At 40.2% G+C, this 12,524-nt stretch carries 27 protein-coding genes; all 27 read left to right on the top strand.

All coding sequences use genetic code 11. The annotated features are described in order from the left end of the window. Positions 1 to 348 precede the first annotated feature (348 nt). The 27 genes from rpsJ to rpsM are packed head-to-tail and all read left to right on the top strand — an operon-like array spanning position 349 to position 12,523. Positions 349 to 660, top strand: coding sequence for a 30S ribosomal protein S10 (gene rpsJ / locus ACKVDP_RS11365; RefSeq protein ID WP_409228981.1), 312 nt, complete (start codon positions 349 to 351; stop codon positions 658 to 660). A gap of 49 nt (positions 661 to 709) precedes the next feature. Further along, positions 710 to 1,336, top strand: a complete 627-nt coding sequence (gene rplC / locus ACKVDP_RS11370) for a 50S ribosomal protein L3 (protein ID WP_409228982.1) — start codon at positions 710 to 712, stop codon at positions 1,334 to 1,336. A gap of 27 nt (positions 1,337 to 1,363) precedes the next feature. Continuing rightward, positions 1,364 to 1,987: a 50S ribosomal protein L4 gene (gene rplD / locus ACKVDP_RS11375; protein WP_409228983.1), complete on the top strand. Its 624-nt coding sequence runs from the start codon at positions 1,364 to 1,366 to the stop codon at positions 1,985 to 1,987. Further along, positions 1,987 to 2,280 (top strand): 50S ribosomal protein L23, encoded by a 294-nt coding sequence (gene rplW, locus ACKVDP_RS11380; RefSeq protein ID WP_409228984.1) that lies wholly within the window; start codon positions 1,987 to 1,989, stop codon positions 2,278 to 2,280. Before rplD ends, rplW begins: the two co-directional genes overlap by 1 nt. Before the next feature lie 26 nt (positions 2,281 to 2,306). Further along, entirely contained in the window at positions 2,307 to 3,137 is an 831-nt protein-coding gene (gene rplB, locus ACKVDP_RS11385; protein WP_409228985.1) for a 50S ribosomal protein L2, read from the top strand. Between the two features lie 24 nt (positions 3,138 to 3,161). Beyond that, positions 3,162 to 3,449, top strand: a complete 288-nt coding sequence (gene rpsS / locus ACKVDP_RS11390; protein ID WP_409228986.1) for a 30S ribosomal protein S19 — start codon at positions 3,162 to 3,164, stop codon at positions 3,447 to 3,449. A gap of 19 nt (positions 3,450 to 3,468) precedes the next feature. Then, positions 3,469 to 3,804, top strand: coding sequence for a 50S ribosomal protein L22 (gene rplV / locus ACKVDP_RS11395; protein WP_409228987.1), 336 nt, complete (start codon positions 3,469 to 3,471; stop codon positions 3,802 to 3,804). 17 nt (positions 3,805 to 3,821) lie between these two features. Beyond that, on the top strand, positions 3,822 to 4,496 hold the full coding sequence (rpsC, locus tag ACKVDP_RS11400) for a 30S ribosomal protein S3 (RefSeq protein WP_409228988.1): 675 nt from the start codon (positions 3,822 to 3,824) through the stop codon (positions 4,494 to 4,496). A 29-nt stretch (positions 4,497 to 4,525) separates the two neighbouring features. Then, a complete protein-coding gene (rplP, locus tag ACKVDP_RS11405; RefSeq protein WP_409228989.1) occupies positions 4,526 to 4,969 on the top strand; it encodes a 50S ribosomal protein L16 in 444 nt (147 codons plus the stop codon). Continuing rightward, a complete protein-coding gene (gene rpmC, locus ACKVDP_RS11410; RefSeq protein WP_409228991.1) occupies positions 4,959 to 5,165 on the top strand; it encodes a 50S ribosomal protein L29 in 207 nt (68 codons plus the stop codon). Before rplP ends, rpmC begins: the two co-directional genes overlap by 11 nt. Before the next feature lie 6 nt (positions 5,166 to 5,171). Then, on the top strand, positions 5,172 to 5,426 hold the full coding sequence (gene rpsQ / locus ACKVDP_RS11415; protein WP_409228992.1) for a 30S ribosomal protein S17: 255 nt from the start codon (positions 5,172 to 5,174) through the stop codon (positions 5,424 to 5,426). Between the two features lie 29 nt (positions 5,427 to 5,455). Next, the gene (rplN, locus tag ACKVDP_RS11420) at positions 5,456 to 5,824 is read left to right on the top strand and encodes a 50S ribosomal protein L14 (protein WP_409228993.1); all 369 of its coding nucleotides are present in this window, start codon (positions 5,456 to 5,458) and stop codon (positions 5,822 to 5,824) included. Positions 5,825 to 5,839: 15 nt separating this feature from the next. Beyond that, positions 5,840 to 6,154: a 50S ribosomal protein L24 gene (rplX, locus tag ACKVDP_RS11425; RefSeq protein ID WP_409228995.1), complete on the top strand. Its 315-nt coding sequence runs from the start codon at positions 5,840 to 5,842 to the stop codon at positions 6,152 to 6,154. 24 nt (positions 6,155 to 6,178) lie between these two features. After that, complete coding sequence (gene rplE / locus ACKVDP_RS11430; RefSeq protein ID WP_409228997.1) at positions 6,179 to 6,721, top strand: 50S ribosomal protein L5; 543 nt, start codon at positions 6,179 to 6,181, stop codon at positions 6,719 to 6,721. A gap of 18 nt (positions 6,722 to 6,739) precedes the next feature. Beyond that, on the top strand, positions 6,740 to 6,925 hold the full coding sequence (locus ACKVDP_RS11435) for a type Z 30S ribosomal protein S14 (RefSeq protein ID WP_409228998.1): 186 nt from the start codon (positions 6,740 to 6,742) through the stop codon (positions 6,923 to 6,925). 29 nt (positions 6,926 to 6,954) lie between these two features. After that, on the top strand, positions 6,955 to 7,350 hold the full coding sequence (rpsH, locus tag ACKVDP_RS11440) for a 30S ribosomal protein S8 (RefSeq protein WP_409229000.1): 396 nt from the start codon (positions 6,955 to 6,957) through the stop codon (positions 7,348 to 7,350). 35 nt (positions 7,351 to 7,385) lie between these two features. Next, the gene (gene rplF / locus ACKVDP_RS11445; RefSeq protein ID WP_409229001.1) at positions 7,386 to 7,925 is read left to right on the top strand and encodes a 50S ribosomal protein L6; all 540 of its coding nucleotides are present in this window, start codon (positions 7,386 to 7,388) and stop codon (positions 7,923 to 7,925) included. A gap of 16 nt (positions 7,926 to 7,941) precedes the next feature. Beyond that, on the top strand, positions 7,942 to 8,304 hold the full coding sequence (rplR, locus tag ACKVDP_RS11450) for a 50S ribosomal protein L18 (protein WP_409229002.1): 363 nt from the start codon (positions 7,942 to 7,944) through the stop codon (positions 8,302 to 8,304). A gap of 17 nt (positions 8,305 to 8,321) precedes the next feature. Next, complete coding sequence (rpsE, locus tag ACKVDP_RS11455; RefSeq protein ID WP_409229003.1) at positions 8,322 to 8,828, top strand: 30S ribosomal protein S5; 507 nt, start codon at positions 8,322 to 8,324, stop codon at positions 8,826 to 8,828. An 11-nt stretch (positions 8,829 to 8,839) separates the two neighbouring features. Continuing rightward, positions 8,840 to 9,016 (top strand): 50S ribosomal protein L30, encoded by a 177-nt coding sequence (rpmD, locus tag ACKVDP_RS11460; RefSeq protein ID WP_409229004.1) that lies wholly within the window; start codon positions 8,840 to 8,842, stop codon positions 9,014 to 9,016. Between the two features lie 17 nt (positions 9,017 to 9,033). Beyond that, on the top strand, positions 9,034 to 9,483 hold the full coding sequence (gene rplO / locus ACKVDP_RS11465; protein ID WP_409229005.1) for a 50S ribosomal protein L15: 450 nt from the start codon (positions 9,034 to 9,036) through the stop codon (positions 9,481 to 9,483). 1 nt (position 9,484) lies between these two features. Continuing rightward, on the top strand, positions 9,485 to 10,759 hold the full coding sequence (gene secY, locus ACKVDP_RS11470; RefSeq protein ID WP_409229006.1) for a preprotein translocase subunit SecY: 1,275 nt from the start codon (positions 9,485 to 9,487) through the stop codon (positions 10,757 to 10,759). Between the two features lie 20 nt (positions 10,760 to 10,779). Beyond that, positions 10,780 to 11,424: an adenylate kinase gene (locus tag ACKVDP_RS11475; RefSeq protein ID WP_409229007.1), complete on the top strand. Its 645-nt coding sequence runs from the start codon at positions 10,780 to 10,782 to the stop codon at positions 11,422 to 11,424. Between the two features lie 42 nt (positions 11,425 to 11,466). Next, a complete protein-coding gene (locus ACKVDP_RS11480) occupies positions 11,467 to 11,748 on the top strand; it encodes a hypothetical protein (RefSeq protein ID WP_409229008.1) in 282 nt (93 codons plus the stop codon). Positions 11,749 to 11,777: 29 nt separating this feature from the next. Continuing rightward, the gene (gene infA / locus ACKVDP_RS11485) at positions 11,778 to 11,996 is read left to right on the top strand and encodes a translation initiation factor IF-1 (protein ID WP_409229009.1); all 219 of its coding nucleotides are present in this window, start codon (positions 11,778 to 11,780) and stop codon (positions 11,994 to 11,996) included. Between the two features lie 16 nt (positions 11,997 to 12,012). Then, positions 12,013 to 12,126: a 50S ribosomal protein L36 gene (gene rpmJ, locus ACKVDP_RS11490; RefSeq protein ID WP_409229010.1), complete on the top strand. Its 114-nt coding sequence runs from the start codon at positions 12,013 to 12,015 to the stop codon at positions 12,124 to 12,126. A gap of 34 nt (positions 12,127 to 12,160) precedes the next feature. Beyond that, a complete protein-coding gene (gene rpsM / locus ACKVDP_RS11495; RefSeq protein WP_409229011.1) occupies positions 12,161 to 12,523 on the top strand; it encodes a 30S ribosomal protein S13 in 363 nt (120 codons plus the stop codon). Position 12,524 lies beyond the last annotated feature (1 nt).

Raw genomic sequence — 12,524 nt, forward strand, 5'->3', positions numbered from 1 at the left:
GATTAAATTGACATAAGGTACGGCACTTTGAAGAAGGAGATTTCTCCTTCTTTTAGTGTCGTAAAAGACCTTATGAAAAATACGGAAAATCCACATAAATAACGCAAATAAACCTTGTGTTTTGGTTGCATATGGTGTAAACTATACTAGTGTTTAAATTTATGACATTGCGATGATGCAAAAGGTTGCTGCTTTTAGCAGGGAATTTTTGCTGAGAATGTCCGGTTTTAAATCGGGCGGCTGGGATGCTGAGAATATTTTAAAAAAAATAATGAACACCCGGGAGGGTGTATCGGCGTCTCGAGTCGCATGTATGGTGTTAACATGCGATAGAAGGAGGGAAATTACATGTCAAACAAGCAAAAAATTAGAATTAGGTTGAAAGCTTATGATCATGAGTTACTGGACTCTTCAGCTCAAAGAATAGTTGAGACTGCAAAGAGAACAGGAGCGACTGTATCAGGTCCAGTACCATTGCCGACAGAGAAGGAGATAGTTACTATCCTTAGAGCTGTTCATAAGTACAAGGACTCCAGAGAGCAGTTCGAGCAAAGAACTCACAAGAGACTTATTGATATTCTCAACCCTAATCAAAAGACGGTTGATTCACTTATGAAGTTGAATCTGCCAGCAGGCGTAGACATAGAAATCAAATTATAATAATTTATATGATTGCCCAGGCAATCCGCTATAAAATGGAGGTGTAACAATGAAAAACATGTTAGGTAGAAAAGTTGGCATGACTCAAATCTTCAAGGAAGATGGAGCGGTAGTACCTGTTACAGTAATTGAGGCGGGACCACTTTTCGTAGTACAGAAAAAAACAGTTGAAAAAGACGGATATAACGCAATCCAGGTTGGATTCGGGGAAGTTAAGGAAAGAAGAGTTACAAAGCCTTTAAAGGGACACTATGAAAAAGCTAATGTAGCGTACAGAAAATTCCTTAGGGAGTTCCACGTTGAGAATCCGGATGAGTTTGAAATAGGACAGGAAATCAAGGCGGACGTATTTGCCGAGGGAGACATGGTTGATGTAACCGGTACCTCAAAAGGTAAAGGAACTGCGGGCGTCATCAAGAGACACAACTTCTCAAGAGGTAGAGAGACTCACGGATCCAAGCACCACAGAATGCCAGGTGGTATGTCAGCTGGTACTTATCCAGGAAGAGTTTTCAAAGGTCACAAGATGATGGGTAGAATGGGTAATGAAAGAGTTACTGTTCAAAACCTTGAAGTTGTAAGAATAGATGCAGAGAAGAATCTTATCCTTGTTAAGGGAGCGGTACCTGGACCCAAAAAAGGACTTATCACAATAAAAGAAACAGTTAAGAAGTAATAATCCAGGCGGAAAGGAGGAAGCGTAATGCCTAAAGTTAATGTATATAATATGCTAGGTGAACTAGTTGAAGAGATGGAACTAAGCGATGCTGTATTCGGAGTTGAAGTGAATGAGCACGTAGTATATGAAGTTGTTAAGAACCAACTGGCAAACAAGAGACAAGGTACTCAGTCAGCTAAAACAAGAGCTGAAGTCAGAGGAGGGGGAAGAAAACCCTGGAGACAGAAGGGTACTGGTAGAGCAAGACAAGGAAGCATCAGATCACCACAATGGAAAGGTGGAGGAGTTGTATTTGCACCGAAGCCAAGAGACTATAGCTACAGCGTACCTAAGAAGGTAAGAAGACTGGCTATGAAATCAGCCTTGACTGACAAGCTTCAAAACAACGAGATAATCGTAGTTGATGGTATGAACTTTGACGCTCCAAAGACCAAGGAAATGGTAAACATGCTGAGCAACCTGAAGGCTGACAAAAAAGCTCTTATCGTAATGGATGAGAAAAACGTAAACGTAATCAGATCAGCTGGCAACATTCCAAACGTAGCGACTACACTTGTTAATACTTTGAATGTTTATGACATATTGAAATACAATTCATTTATAATTACCAAGGAAGCTGTTAAAAAAGTGGAGGAGGTGTATGCATAATGCGTAATCCACACGATATTATCGTAAAGCCGATAATTACTGAAAAGAGTATGGAAGACATGGCATTTGGAAAATATACTTTTGCTGTAGACAAGAGAGCCAACAAGACGGAAGTTAAAAAGGCCATAGAGAGTATATTCGGAGTAAAAGTAGAGAAGGTAAATACCATGAACTATCTTGGAAAGATGAAGAGACAAGGTATGCATAGTGGTAGAAGACCAAGCTGGAAAAAGGCAATCGTTAAATTAACAGATGACTCCAAGAAGATAGAATTCTTCGAAGGGATGGAATAATAGGAAGATAAAAGGAGGGAAAACCAATGAGTATCAGGAAATTCAAACCTACTTCCCCTGCTAGAAGACAAATGAGTGTTTCAACATTCGAAGAAATCACTAAAAAGGAACCAGAAAAATCACTAGTGGTTAGTTTAAATAAAAACAGCGGAAGAAACTCACAAGGTAGAATAACCATCCGTCACAGAGGCGGTGGAGCTAAGAAGAAGTACAGAATAATCGACTTCAAGAGAAACAAGGACGGCATACCAGGAAAGGTAGCTGCAATAGAATACGATCCAAACAGATCTGCAAACATAGCATTGATTCATTACGTTGACGGCGAGAAGAGATACATCCTTGCACCTTACAAAATCAAGGTTGGCGATGTTATTGAATCAGGAGAGAATGCAGACATCAAGATAGGAAATGCACTTCAATTGAAGCACATTCCAGTTGGTACAACAGTACACAATGTTGAACTTAAGCCTGGAAAGGGAGCTCAGCTTGTAAGATCAGCCGGAGCGGAAGCTCAGCTAATGGCCAAAGAGGGCAAGTATGCTCAGCTTAAACTGCCATCAGGTGAATTCAGACTAGTTTCTGTTGAGTGTAGAGCAACAATCGGACAGGTTGGAAATCTTGACCACGAGCTTATCACTATCGGTAAGGCAGGACGTTCAAGACACATGGGAATCAGACCTACTGTTAGAGGTAGTGCCATGAACCCAGTGGATCACCCACACGGTGGTGGAGAAGGTAGAGCGCCAATCGGAATGCCAGCACCTTCAACTCCATGGGGCAAGCCTGCACTTGGATACAAGACTAGAAAGAAAAACAAGAAATCTGACAAATATATCGTAAGAAGAAGAACAAAATAGTACTTCTGAAAGGAGGAAATAAGTATGGGTAGATCCCTTAAGAAAGGACCATTTATCGATGATCATCTACTTAAGAAAGTAGAGGAGCTTAATAAAACAAATGATAAGAAAGTCATAAAAACCTGGTCACGTCGTTCAACTATTTTCCCTCAAATGGTAGGGCATACAATTGCGGTATACGATGGTAGGAAACACGTGCCGGTATATGTTACCGAGGATATGGTAGGACATAAATTAGGAGAATTTGTATCAACCAGAACATTCAGAAGTCACATCAACAAGAATGAGAAATCATCTGGTGTAAGAAGATAAGGTGAAGGAGGTAGAATTCGTGGAAGCTAAGGCTATAGCTAAATATGTTAGGATTTCACCATTGAAGGTAAACTTCATTTGTGCTGAGATCAGAGGCAAGCAAGTGGATGAAGCTCTTTCAATATTGAAATTTACACCAAAAAAAGGTGCAAAAGCTCTTGAGAAGGTGCTAAACTCCGCAGTTGCAAATGCAGAGAATAACTTTAATATGGATAGAGAAAATCTTTATGTATCAGAGGCATACGCAAACGAAGGTCCAAGAATGAAGAGATACAGACCTAAGGCAAGAGGTATGGCATATCCGATAATAAAGAGAAGCAGTCATATAGGAGTAGTTGTAAAAGAACTAGACTAGAAAAGGAGGGATAGTTAATGGGTCAAAAAGTTAACCCACATGGTCTTAGGGTCGGAATCATAAAGGATTGGGATTCAAAATGGTATGCTGACAAGAAGACCTTCAATGAGTACTTGGTGGAAGATTTCAAAATAAGAGAATATCTGAAAGAGAAATTATATATAGCAGGAATATCAAAGATAGAGATTGAGCGTGCTGCCAGCAAGATCAAGGTATCCATCTTCACTGCAAAGCCAGGAATGGTAATCGGTAGAGGAGGATCAGGAGTTGAGGAGCTTAGACTTGCTATCGAGAAAATGACTAAGAAGAGCGTAGTCATCAACGTTGAGGAAATCAAGGTTGCTGAGCTTGACGCACAATTGGTCGCTGAGAACATTGCATCACAGCTTGAGAGAAGGGTTACCTTCAGAAGAGCGATGAAGCAGGCGATCCAAAGAACTATGAGATTTGGAGCACAAGGTATCAAGACACAGGTGGCAGGAAGACTTGGTGGAGCTGATATGGCTAGAACAGAAGGCTATAGTGAGGGAACAATTCCTCTACAGACACTAAGGGCGGACATTGACTACGGTTTTGCTGAAGCTATGACAACTTACGGTAAAATTGGCGTTAAGGTATGGCTATACAAAGGAGAAGTACTTCCTACCAAGAAAGTGGATAGAAGCAACAAAAGAGAAGGATCAGCAAAATAGATTAACGTCGTAGGAAGGAGGAAAGTAATATGTTAATGCCTAAAAGAGTGAAATATAGAAGAGTTCATAGAGGTAGAATGAAGGGAAAAGCACTTCGTGGAAATTCAATAACATACGGAGAGTTCGGCTTGCAAGCCCTTGAGCCTGTGTGGATTACTTCAAATCAAATAGAGTCCGCAAGACGTGCTATGACTAGATACGTAAAGAGGGGCGGAAATATCTGGATCAAGGTATTCCCAGACAAGCCGGTAACAGAGAAGCCAGCTGAGACTCGTATGGGTTCCGGTAAAGGTTCACCTGAGTACTGGGTAGCAGTTGTTAAACCAGGCAGAATATTATTTGAAATGGGTGGTGTATCAGAAGAAGATGCAAGAGAGGCAATGAGACTTGCAGCTCACAAGCTACCTATCAAAACAAAATTTGTTACACGTGAAGAAACGCAAGATAAGGGTGGTGAAGCTAATGAAAGCTAAAGAAATTCGCCAAATGTCAGATAAGGAATTAAATAAGGAATTACTGGATCTTAAAGCAGAGCTATTTAACTTGAGATTTCAATTGGCTACAGGTCAGTTAGATAACCCTATAAAAATAAGTTCCGTAAGAAAAGATATCGCTCGTGTAAAAACTATAGTTCGAGAAAGAGAATTAAATATAGGGAAGGAGGTTTAATCTCTAATGGAAAGAGGAAATCGTAAAGTTAAAATAGGTACTGTTGTAAGTGATAAAATGGACAAGACAGTTGTTGTTTCAATAGAGACATTTGTAACTCATCCATTATACAAGAAGCAATTGAAGAGAACTTCAAAGTTCAAGGCTCACGACGAAAACAATGAGTGCGGAGTTGGCGACAAGGTTGAAATCATGGAGACTAGACCACTTAGCAAGGACAAGAACTGGAGAGTTGTAAACATAATAGAAAAAGCAAAATAGGATATATTAGGCGAAGGGAGGTATTCTGAATGATTCAAACGGAAACCCGCATGAGAGTAGCTGATAATTCCGGAGCAAAGGAAGTATTGGTTATCAGAGTGCTCGGAGGAACCAACAAGAAGTATGCCAGCATCGGTGATGTAGTTGTTTGTACGGTTAAAAGTGCAACACCTGGTGGGGTTGTTAAAAAAGGACAAGTTGTTAAAGCTGTTGTTGTAAGAAGCAAAAAAGGCGTAAGAAGACAAGATGGATCATACATCAAGTTCGACGACAACGCGGCTGTTATTATAAAAGATGATAAGAATCCAGTAGGAACTCGTATTTTTGGACCTGTAACCAGGGAACTAAGAAGAGGTAACTACATGAAGATTATATCCTTGGCACCGGAAGTACTATAAGAGGAGGTGTATAGTATGCATGTTAAAAGTGGAGATACAGTAGTTGTAATTTCAGGAAAAGACAAAGGCAAGACTGGTAAAGTCATGAAGGTTATGCCTAAGGAAAATAGAGTAATCGTTGAAGGCGTCAACATGTTGACAAAGCACAAGAAACCTGCAGGCCCTGGAAGACCTGGCGGAATAGTTCAGTTGGAAGGACCTCTAAACAGTTCCAAGGTTATGTTTTACTGCCCTAAGGACAAGCAGGGAGTTAGAGTCGGCTATCAGGTGAAAAGCGACGGAAGCAAGGTTAGAGTTTGCAAGAAATGCGGAGAAGTTCTAGATAAATAATCACATTAGAGAGGAGGTAATGGAATGACTTCCAGATTAAAGGTAAAGTATAATGAAGAAGTTGTAAATGCTTTAATGGAAAGATTCGAATATAGCAGTGTTATGGAAGTTCCCAAACTTGAGAAAGTTGTAGTGAACATGGGAATCGGAGAAGCGAGAGACAATCCAAAGGCTCTTGAGTCAGCAATTAAGGAGCTTGAAATAATTACTGGACAGAAGGCACTTGTTACTCAGGCAAAAAAATCCATAGCTAACTTTAAACTTAGAGAAGGCATGAAAGTCGGAGCAAAGGTTACCCTTAGGGGAGAGAGAATGTACGAGTTTTTAGATAAACTAATGAACATCGCCCTACCTAGAGTAAGAGACTTTAGAGGTGTTAGTGCAACTTCCTTCGATGGAAGAGGAAACTATGCCATGGGATTGAAGGAACAGTTAATTTTCCCTGAGATAGAATACGATCAAGTTGATGCAATGAGAGGTATGGACATAGTTATAGTAACCACTGCACAAACAGACGAGGAAGCTAAAGTGTTCTTGGAAAAAATGGGAATGCCCTTTAAAAAGTAGACGAAGGAGGGGGAAATCTTGGCAAAGAAATCAATGATCGCTAAACAGAAAAGAAAGAAAAAGTTTAGCTCACAGGAATATAATAGATGTAAATTATGTGGTAGACCTCACGGCTATCTGAGAAAATATGGCATTTGCCGTATCTGCTTCAGAGAATTGGCTTATAAGGGTCAGATACCCGGAGTTAAAAAGGCTAGCTGGTAATCCCAGGATTATGAAAGGAGGTAACAAACATGATGACAGACCCAATCGCGGATATGTTAACCAGAATTAGAAATGGTAACAACGCTAAACACGATTCAGTTGATGTTCCTGCGTCAAACATAAAGAAAGAAATCGCTCAGATTCTTCTTAACGAAGGTTTTATCAAGGGATTTGATGTTATTGAGGACGGAAAGCAAGGAATCATAAGAATAGATCTAAAATATGGACAAAACAATGAGAAGGTTATTAGCGGTATCAAGAGGATATCAAAGCCTGGTCTTAAGGTTTATGTTAAGAACAACGAGATACCTAAGGTACTTGGTGGATTAGGAATTGCTGTACTATCCACATCAAAAGGAATCATGACAGATAAATCTGCAAGAAATGAAAATGTGGGTGGAGAAGTAATTTGTTACGTATGGTAATAAATTGCTAGATTATTGGAACAGGAGGTGCACTCATGTCAAGAATAGGATTAAAGCCAATTAACCTACCAGCAGGCGTTGAAATCAAAGTAAGCGACAACAACCTGGTAGAGGTAAAAGGACCAAAAGGACAACTAAGTCAACAAATTGATCCTGAAATGATCATAAAAATAGAGGATGGAGTTCTAAATGTAGAAAGACCATCAGAGCAAAAGAGACACAAGTCCGTGCACGGATTGTCCAGGACTTTGATTTGGAACATGGTAGAGGGAGTAACTGAAGGCTACCAGAAGTCATTGGATATCGTGGGTACAGGATACAGAGCTGCAAAGCAAGGAAACAAGCTAGTGCTTACACTTGGATATTCACATCCAATCGAGCTTGAAGATCCAAAGGGTCTTGAAGTAGAGGTTCCTGCACAGAACAAGATAATTGTTAAGGGAATTGACAAGCAACAGGTTGGAAACTTTGCTGCAAAGATAAGAGACTATAGAAAACCTGAGCCATACAAGGGCAAAGGAATCAGATATACTGACGAATACGTTAGACGTAAGGTTGGTAAAACCGGTAAGTAGAAGGGAGTGAACAAATGTGCTAAAGAAAATAGATAAGAATAAAACCAGAAAAGTTAGACACTCAAGAGTAAGGCAAAAAGTTAGTGGCACTCCTGCCAAGCCAAGACTTAACATCTACAGAAGCGGAAACCATATTTACGCTCAGATTATTGATGATGTAGCTGGTAACACATTGGCAGCAGCTTCTACTCTGGATAAGGACTTAAGCCTTACTTCAACTAAGAATAAGGAAGCAGCTAAAGCAGTAGGAATGGCAATAGGCAAGAAAGCTGTTGACAAGGGTATCGAGGAAGTTGTTTTCGACAGAGGCGGTTACCTTTACCACGGAAGAGTCAAGGAACTTGCTGACGGAGCCAGAGAAGCTGGACTTAAATTTTAATAGAAGGAGGGGAATTAATGGAACGCTCATATGTTGATGCAAGCGAATTAGATTTACAAGAGAGAGTTGTTAATATAAATCGTGTAACAAAAGTAGTAAAAGGCGGTAGAAACTTCAGATTCAGTGCATTGGTTGTTGTTGGAGACGGCAATGGACACGTTGGAGTTGGAATGGCAAAGGCTCTTGAAGTACCTGAGGCAATCAGAAAAGCGGTTCAGGATGCCAAGAAGCATATTATCACAGTACCATTGGAAGGAACTACTATCCCTCACGAGATCACTGGAGTTTATGGAGCTGGAAGAGTATTGATGAAGCCATCAAACGAAGGTACCGGAGTTATTGCAGGCGGAGCTGTTCGTGCCGTATGCGAGCTTGTTGGAATCAGGGATATCAGAACTAAATCACTTGGAACTAACAACCCAAGAAACGTTGTAAATGCTACAATGGAAGCTCTTAAAGGCCTTAAGACAGCAGAAAATGTTGCCAAATTAAGAGGTAAGACAGTAGAAGAAATACTAGGTTAGGGGGGAGAACAATGACTATGCTTAAAATCAAGTTGGTTAAGAGTCCCATCGGGAGACCTGAAACCCACAAAAAAACAGTCAAAGCCCTTGGATTAAGGAAAATCGGGCAAGTAGTTGAAAAAAATGATACCCCTCAAATCAGAGGTATGATTCATCAAATAGACTACATGGTTGAGGTAATAGACTAATAAAGGAGGTGTACGGATTGAAACTTAATGATTTAAGACCAAATGCTGGAGGAGGATCCAAAGCCAGAAAAAGACTTGGTAGAGGAATCGGTTCAGGAACTGGCAAGACATCAGGTAAGGGACACAAGGGCCAGAATGCGAGAGCAGGTGGAGGAGTAAGACCTGGATTCGAGGGTGGCCAGATGCCTTTGTTCAGAAGGATGCCAAAGAGAGGATTCACCAACATCTTCCAAACAGTATATGCAATAGTTAATCTTGAAGATTTGAATAGATTCGAAGAAAACACCGTTGTTACTCCTGAACTTCTTTTCGAAGAAGGCGTTGTTAAAAAGGGTAAAGCCAAGGATGGAGTAAAGATTCTTGGAGACGGTGAATTAAACGTGAAATTAACAGTACAAGCGCATAAATTTAGCAAATCTGCCGCTGAGAAGATTGAGGCAGCAGGCGGAAAGGTTGAGGTGATTTAATATGCTTTCAACCTTAAGGAATGCTTGGAGAATTCCAGACATTAGAAAGAAGATGACCTTCACTATCCTTATGTTGTTGGTTGTAAGATTGGGAGCGGCAGTGCCCGTACCATTTATGAACAAGGACATAATCGAAGGTATATTCAATGCCAGTCAGGGTGGAATATTGCAATTCCTTGATATGATGGCCGGAGGAACATTCAGTGACTTCAGTATTTTTGCCACTAATATCTACCCATACATCACTGCTTCCATTATTCTTCAGCTTTTGACAATAGCAATCCCAAAACTGGAAGAGCTGGCTAAGCAGGGAGAAGAAGGAAAAAAGAAAATCAATCGTTATACCAGATATGGTGCGGTTGTACTGGCAGCGGTTCAGGCAATTGGATATACATTTGGTCTGTTCCGAAATGCTTTGGAAACTCAAAATAGTATGCAGACAGTTATCGTAATATTGTCTATGGTTGCTGGAACGGCATTTCTTATGTGGATTGGTGAGCTAATTACTGAAAAGGGAATCGGAAATGGTATATCACTTCTGATATTCATAGGAATAATATCAAAACTTCCATCCGATCTGATCAGTACTTTTAAGCTGGTGAGCATAGGACAATTGAGCTTGATTAAGGTATTGTTGTTTGGAATAGTAATGCTTGTTATCATTGCTTTTGTAGTAGCTCTTCAGGAAGGACAGCGTAAGATTCCTGTGCAGTATGCAAAGAGAGTTGTAGGAAGAAAAATGTACGGTGGACAGAGCACTCATATCCCCATCAAGGTATTGATGGCTGGAGTAATCCCTGTAATATTCGCATCCTCACTACTTGCATTGCCGCAGACATTCGCCTTGTTCTCACAGGGAGGAATTACACAATGGGTGGAGAAATACCTTACACCGGCAGGAAGCGTCGGAATATGGGTATACTCAATTCTTAACATATTGTTGATTGTATTCTTCACTTATTTCTATACTGCAGTACAATTCAATACAGTAGAATATTCAAAGAACCTTCAGCAAAACGGCGGTTTTATTCCGGGAATCAGACCTGGAAGACCCACATCAGACTATTTGAACAAGGTTGTTAACAGAATAGTATTCGTTGGTGGTATATCCCTTGCACTTCTTGCATCACTGCCAATAGTGCTATCAAAGGTTTTCGCCATGAATGTGAACTTTGGTGGAACTGCCATAATAATTGTAGTAGGTGTTGCGTTGGAGACTGTAAAGCAAATAGAATCACAGATGTTGATGAGACATTACAAGGGATTCTTGAACTAAACTATAGGAGATGATTTTAAATGAGATTGGTATTACTAGGTCCTCCAGGAGCAGGTAAAGGAACTCAGGCATCAGCTATAGTAGAAAAGTATAATATTCCACATATATCTACAGGGGATATTTTCAGAGCCAATATAAAAGAAGGTACAGCATTGGGACAGGAGGCTAAAGCCTACATGGACAAGGGTCTCCTGGTACCGGACGAATTAGTGGTATCTATAGTAAAGGACAGACTGCTTAAAGACGACTGCAAGGAAGGATTCCTTCTGGATGGTTTCCCAAGAACTGTTAAGCAGGCTGAGGCATTGGATTCCGAACTGGATAAAATGGGTATAAAGTTAGACAGGGTTATTAATATAAATGCAGATCCTGAAATTCTTATTGAGCGTGCTGTGGGAAGACGTATATGCAGAGAATGCGGCGCGACCTACCATGTTAAATACAACCCACCTAAGGTTGAAGGCGTATGCGATAAGGATGGAGGAGAACTCTATCAGAGAGACGACGACACAGAAGAGACGGTAACTACCAGGATTAACGTATACATGGAACAAACGGAGCCATTGATAGATTACTACAAGAATCAAGGATTGCTGCTGGATGTTGACGGAACCAAGAAGATTGACGAGGTTTTCGTTGATATAACAAGCGAACTTGATAAATAGAAGGGTTTACACCCTTACCAGCAGAACAAAGAGGTGAATATAATGGATTCCACTAGTGACATATCCATCGGACAGGTGGTGAAGTCAAGAGCTGGCCGTGATAAAGGAAGAATATTCTTGATATACGACATAGCGGATGATCAATATGTATATGTAGTTGACGGAGATCTTAGGAAGCTTGACAGACCAAAGAAGAAGAAAATCAAGCACTTGATTGTTTTCAACACTGTTATGCCGGAATTCAAGGATAAGATAGAGAATAGCGTAAAGATAAATAACTCATATATTAGAAAAATTCTGGAACCTTTCAATAAGAGTTTCTAAATGAGAGTTGAACAGGAGGTTCGAAATCCATGGCTAAAAAAGATGTAATAGAGGTTGAAGGTACGGTTATCGATGCATTACCTAATGCCATATTTAAAGTAAGGCTTGAGAACGGACACGAAATTTTAGCCCATATTTCCGGTAAGTTGAGGATGCACTACATCAGGATATTACCTGGAGATACCGTAACAGTAGAACTATCGCCCTACGATTTAACAAGAGGCAGGATAACCTGGCGAAACAAGTAGCATAGGAGGGATTATTATGAAAGTTAGACCATCTGTAAAAAAGATGTGTGAAAAGTGCAAAGTCATCAAAAGAAAAGGAAGAGTAATGGTCATCTGTGAAAATCCTAAACATAAGCAAAAACAAGGTTAATAACGAGTTTGAAAAATAGGAGGTGTAGACGTTAATGGCAAGAATTGCAGGCGTAGACTTACCAAGAGATAAAAGAGTTGAAATTGGTTTGACATATATATTTGGTATCGGAAAAACCAGCTCAAATGAAATTCTTCAAAAAGCTGGAGTTGACAAGGACACTAGGGTAAAGGACCTTACAGAGGCTGAAGTTTCAAACCTTAGAGCAGTAATTGATACCTACCATGTTGAGGGAGATCTTAGAAGAGACATCGCTCTTAACATCAAGAGACTTAAGGAAATCAACTGCTACAGAGGACTTAGACACAAGAGGGGACTTCCAGTAAGAGGTCAGAGAACAAAGACAAATGCAAGGACAAGAAAAGGTCCTAGAAGATTAGTATCCAAGAAGAAATAGG

The organism is Gudongella ferriphila (genome assembly GCF_046224405.1).
Lineage (GTDB): Bacteria > Bacillota > Clostridia > Tissierellales > Tissierellaceae > Gudongella.

Excerpts from the sequence above, each read along its gene's own strand:
- infA (WP_409229009.1), top strand. The coding sequence starts at position 11,778 with ATGGCTAAAAAAGATGTAATAGAGGTTGAAGGTACGGTTATCGATGCA.
- rpsQ (WP_409228992.1), top strand. The coding sequence starts at position 5,172 with ATGGAAAGAGGAAATCGTAAAGTTAAAATAGGTACTGTTGTAAGTGAT.
- rplB (WP_409228985.1), top strand. The coding sequence starts at position 2,307 with ATGAGTATCAGGAAATTCAAACCTACTTCCCCTGCTAGAAGACAAATG.
- rplC (WP_409228982.1), top strand. The coding sequence starts at position 710 with ATGAAAAACATGTTAGGTAGAAAAGTTGGCATGACTCAAATCTTCAAG.
- rpsS (WP_409228986.1), top strand. The coding sequence starts at position 3,162 with ATGGGTAGATCCCTTAAGAAAGGACCATTTATCGATGATCATCTACTT.
- rpsM (WP_409229011.1), top strand. The coding sequence starts at position 12,161 with ATGGCAAGAATTGCAGGCGTAGACTTACCAAGAGATAAAAGAGTTGAA.
- rplX (WP_409228995.1), top strand. The coding sequence starts at position 5,840 with ATGCATGTTAAAAGTGGAGATACAGTAGTTGTAATTTCAGGAAAAGAC.
- ACKVDP_RS11475 (WP_409229007.1), top strand. The coding sequence starts at position 10,780 with ATGAGATTGGTATTACTAGGTCCTCCAGGAGCAGGTAAAGGAACTCAG.
- rplE (WP_409228997.1), top strand. The coding sequence starts at position 6,179 with ATGACTTCCAGATTAAAGGTAAAGTATAATGAAGAAGTTGTAAATGCT.
- rpsH (WP_409229000.1), top strand. The coding sequence starts at position 6,955 with ATGATGACAGACCCAATCGCGGATATGTTAACCAGAATTAGAAATGGT.
- secY (WP_409229006.1), top strand. The coding sequence starts at position 9,485 with ATGCTTTCAACCTTAAGGAATGCTTGGAGAATTCCAGACATTAGAAAG.
- rplD (WP_409228983.1), top strand. The coding sequence starts at position 1,364 with ATGCCTAAAGTTAATGTATATAATATGCTAGGTGAACTAGTTGAAGAG.
- rpmC (WP_409228991.1), top strand. The coding sequence starts at position 4,959 with ATGAAAGCTAAAGAAATTCGCCAAATGTCAGATAAGGAATTAAATAAG.
- rpsC (WP_409228988.1), top strand. The coding sequence starts at position 3,822 with ATGGGTCAAAAAGTTAACCCACATGGTCTTAGGGTCGGAATCATAAAG.
- rpmD (WP_409229004.1), top strand. The coding sequence starts at position 8,840 with ATGACTATGCTTAAAATCAAGTTGGTTAAGAGTCCCATCGGGAGACCT.
- rpsJ (WP_409228981.1), top strand. The coding sequence starts at position 349 with ATGTCAAACAAGCAAAAAATTAGAATTAGGTTGAAAGCTTATGATCAT.
- rpmJ (WP_409229010.1), top strand. The coding sequence starts at position 12,013 with ATGAAAGTTAGACCATCTGTAAAAAAGATGTGTGAAAAGTGCAAAGTC.
- rpsE (WP_409229003.1), top strand. The coding sequence starts at position 8,322 with ATGGAACGCTCATATGTTGATGCAAGCGAATTAGATTTACAAGAGAGA.
- rplF (WP_409229001.1), top strand. The coding sequence starts at position 7,386 with ATGTCAAGAATAGGATTAAAGCCAATTAACCTACCAGCAGGCGTTGAA.
- rplN (WP_409228993.1), top strand. The coding sequence starts at position 5,456 with ATGATTCAAACGGAAACCCGCATGAGAGTAGCTGATAATTCCGGAGCA.
- rplW (WP_409228984.1), top strand. The coding sequence starts at position 1,987 with ATGCGTAATCCACACGATATTATCGTAAAGCCGATAATTACTGAAAAG.
- ACKVDP_RS11480 (WP_409229008.1), top strand. The coding sequence starts at position 11,467 with ATGGATTCCACTAGTGACATATCCATCGGACAGGTGGTGAAGTCAAGA.
- rplP (WP_409228989.1), top strand. The coding sequence starts at position 4,526 with ATGTTAATGCCTAAAAGAGTGAAATATAGAAGAGTTCATAGAGGTAGA.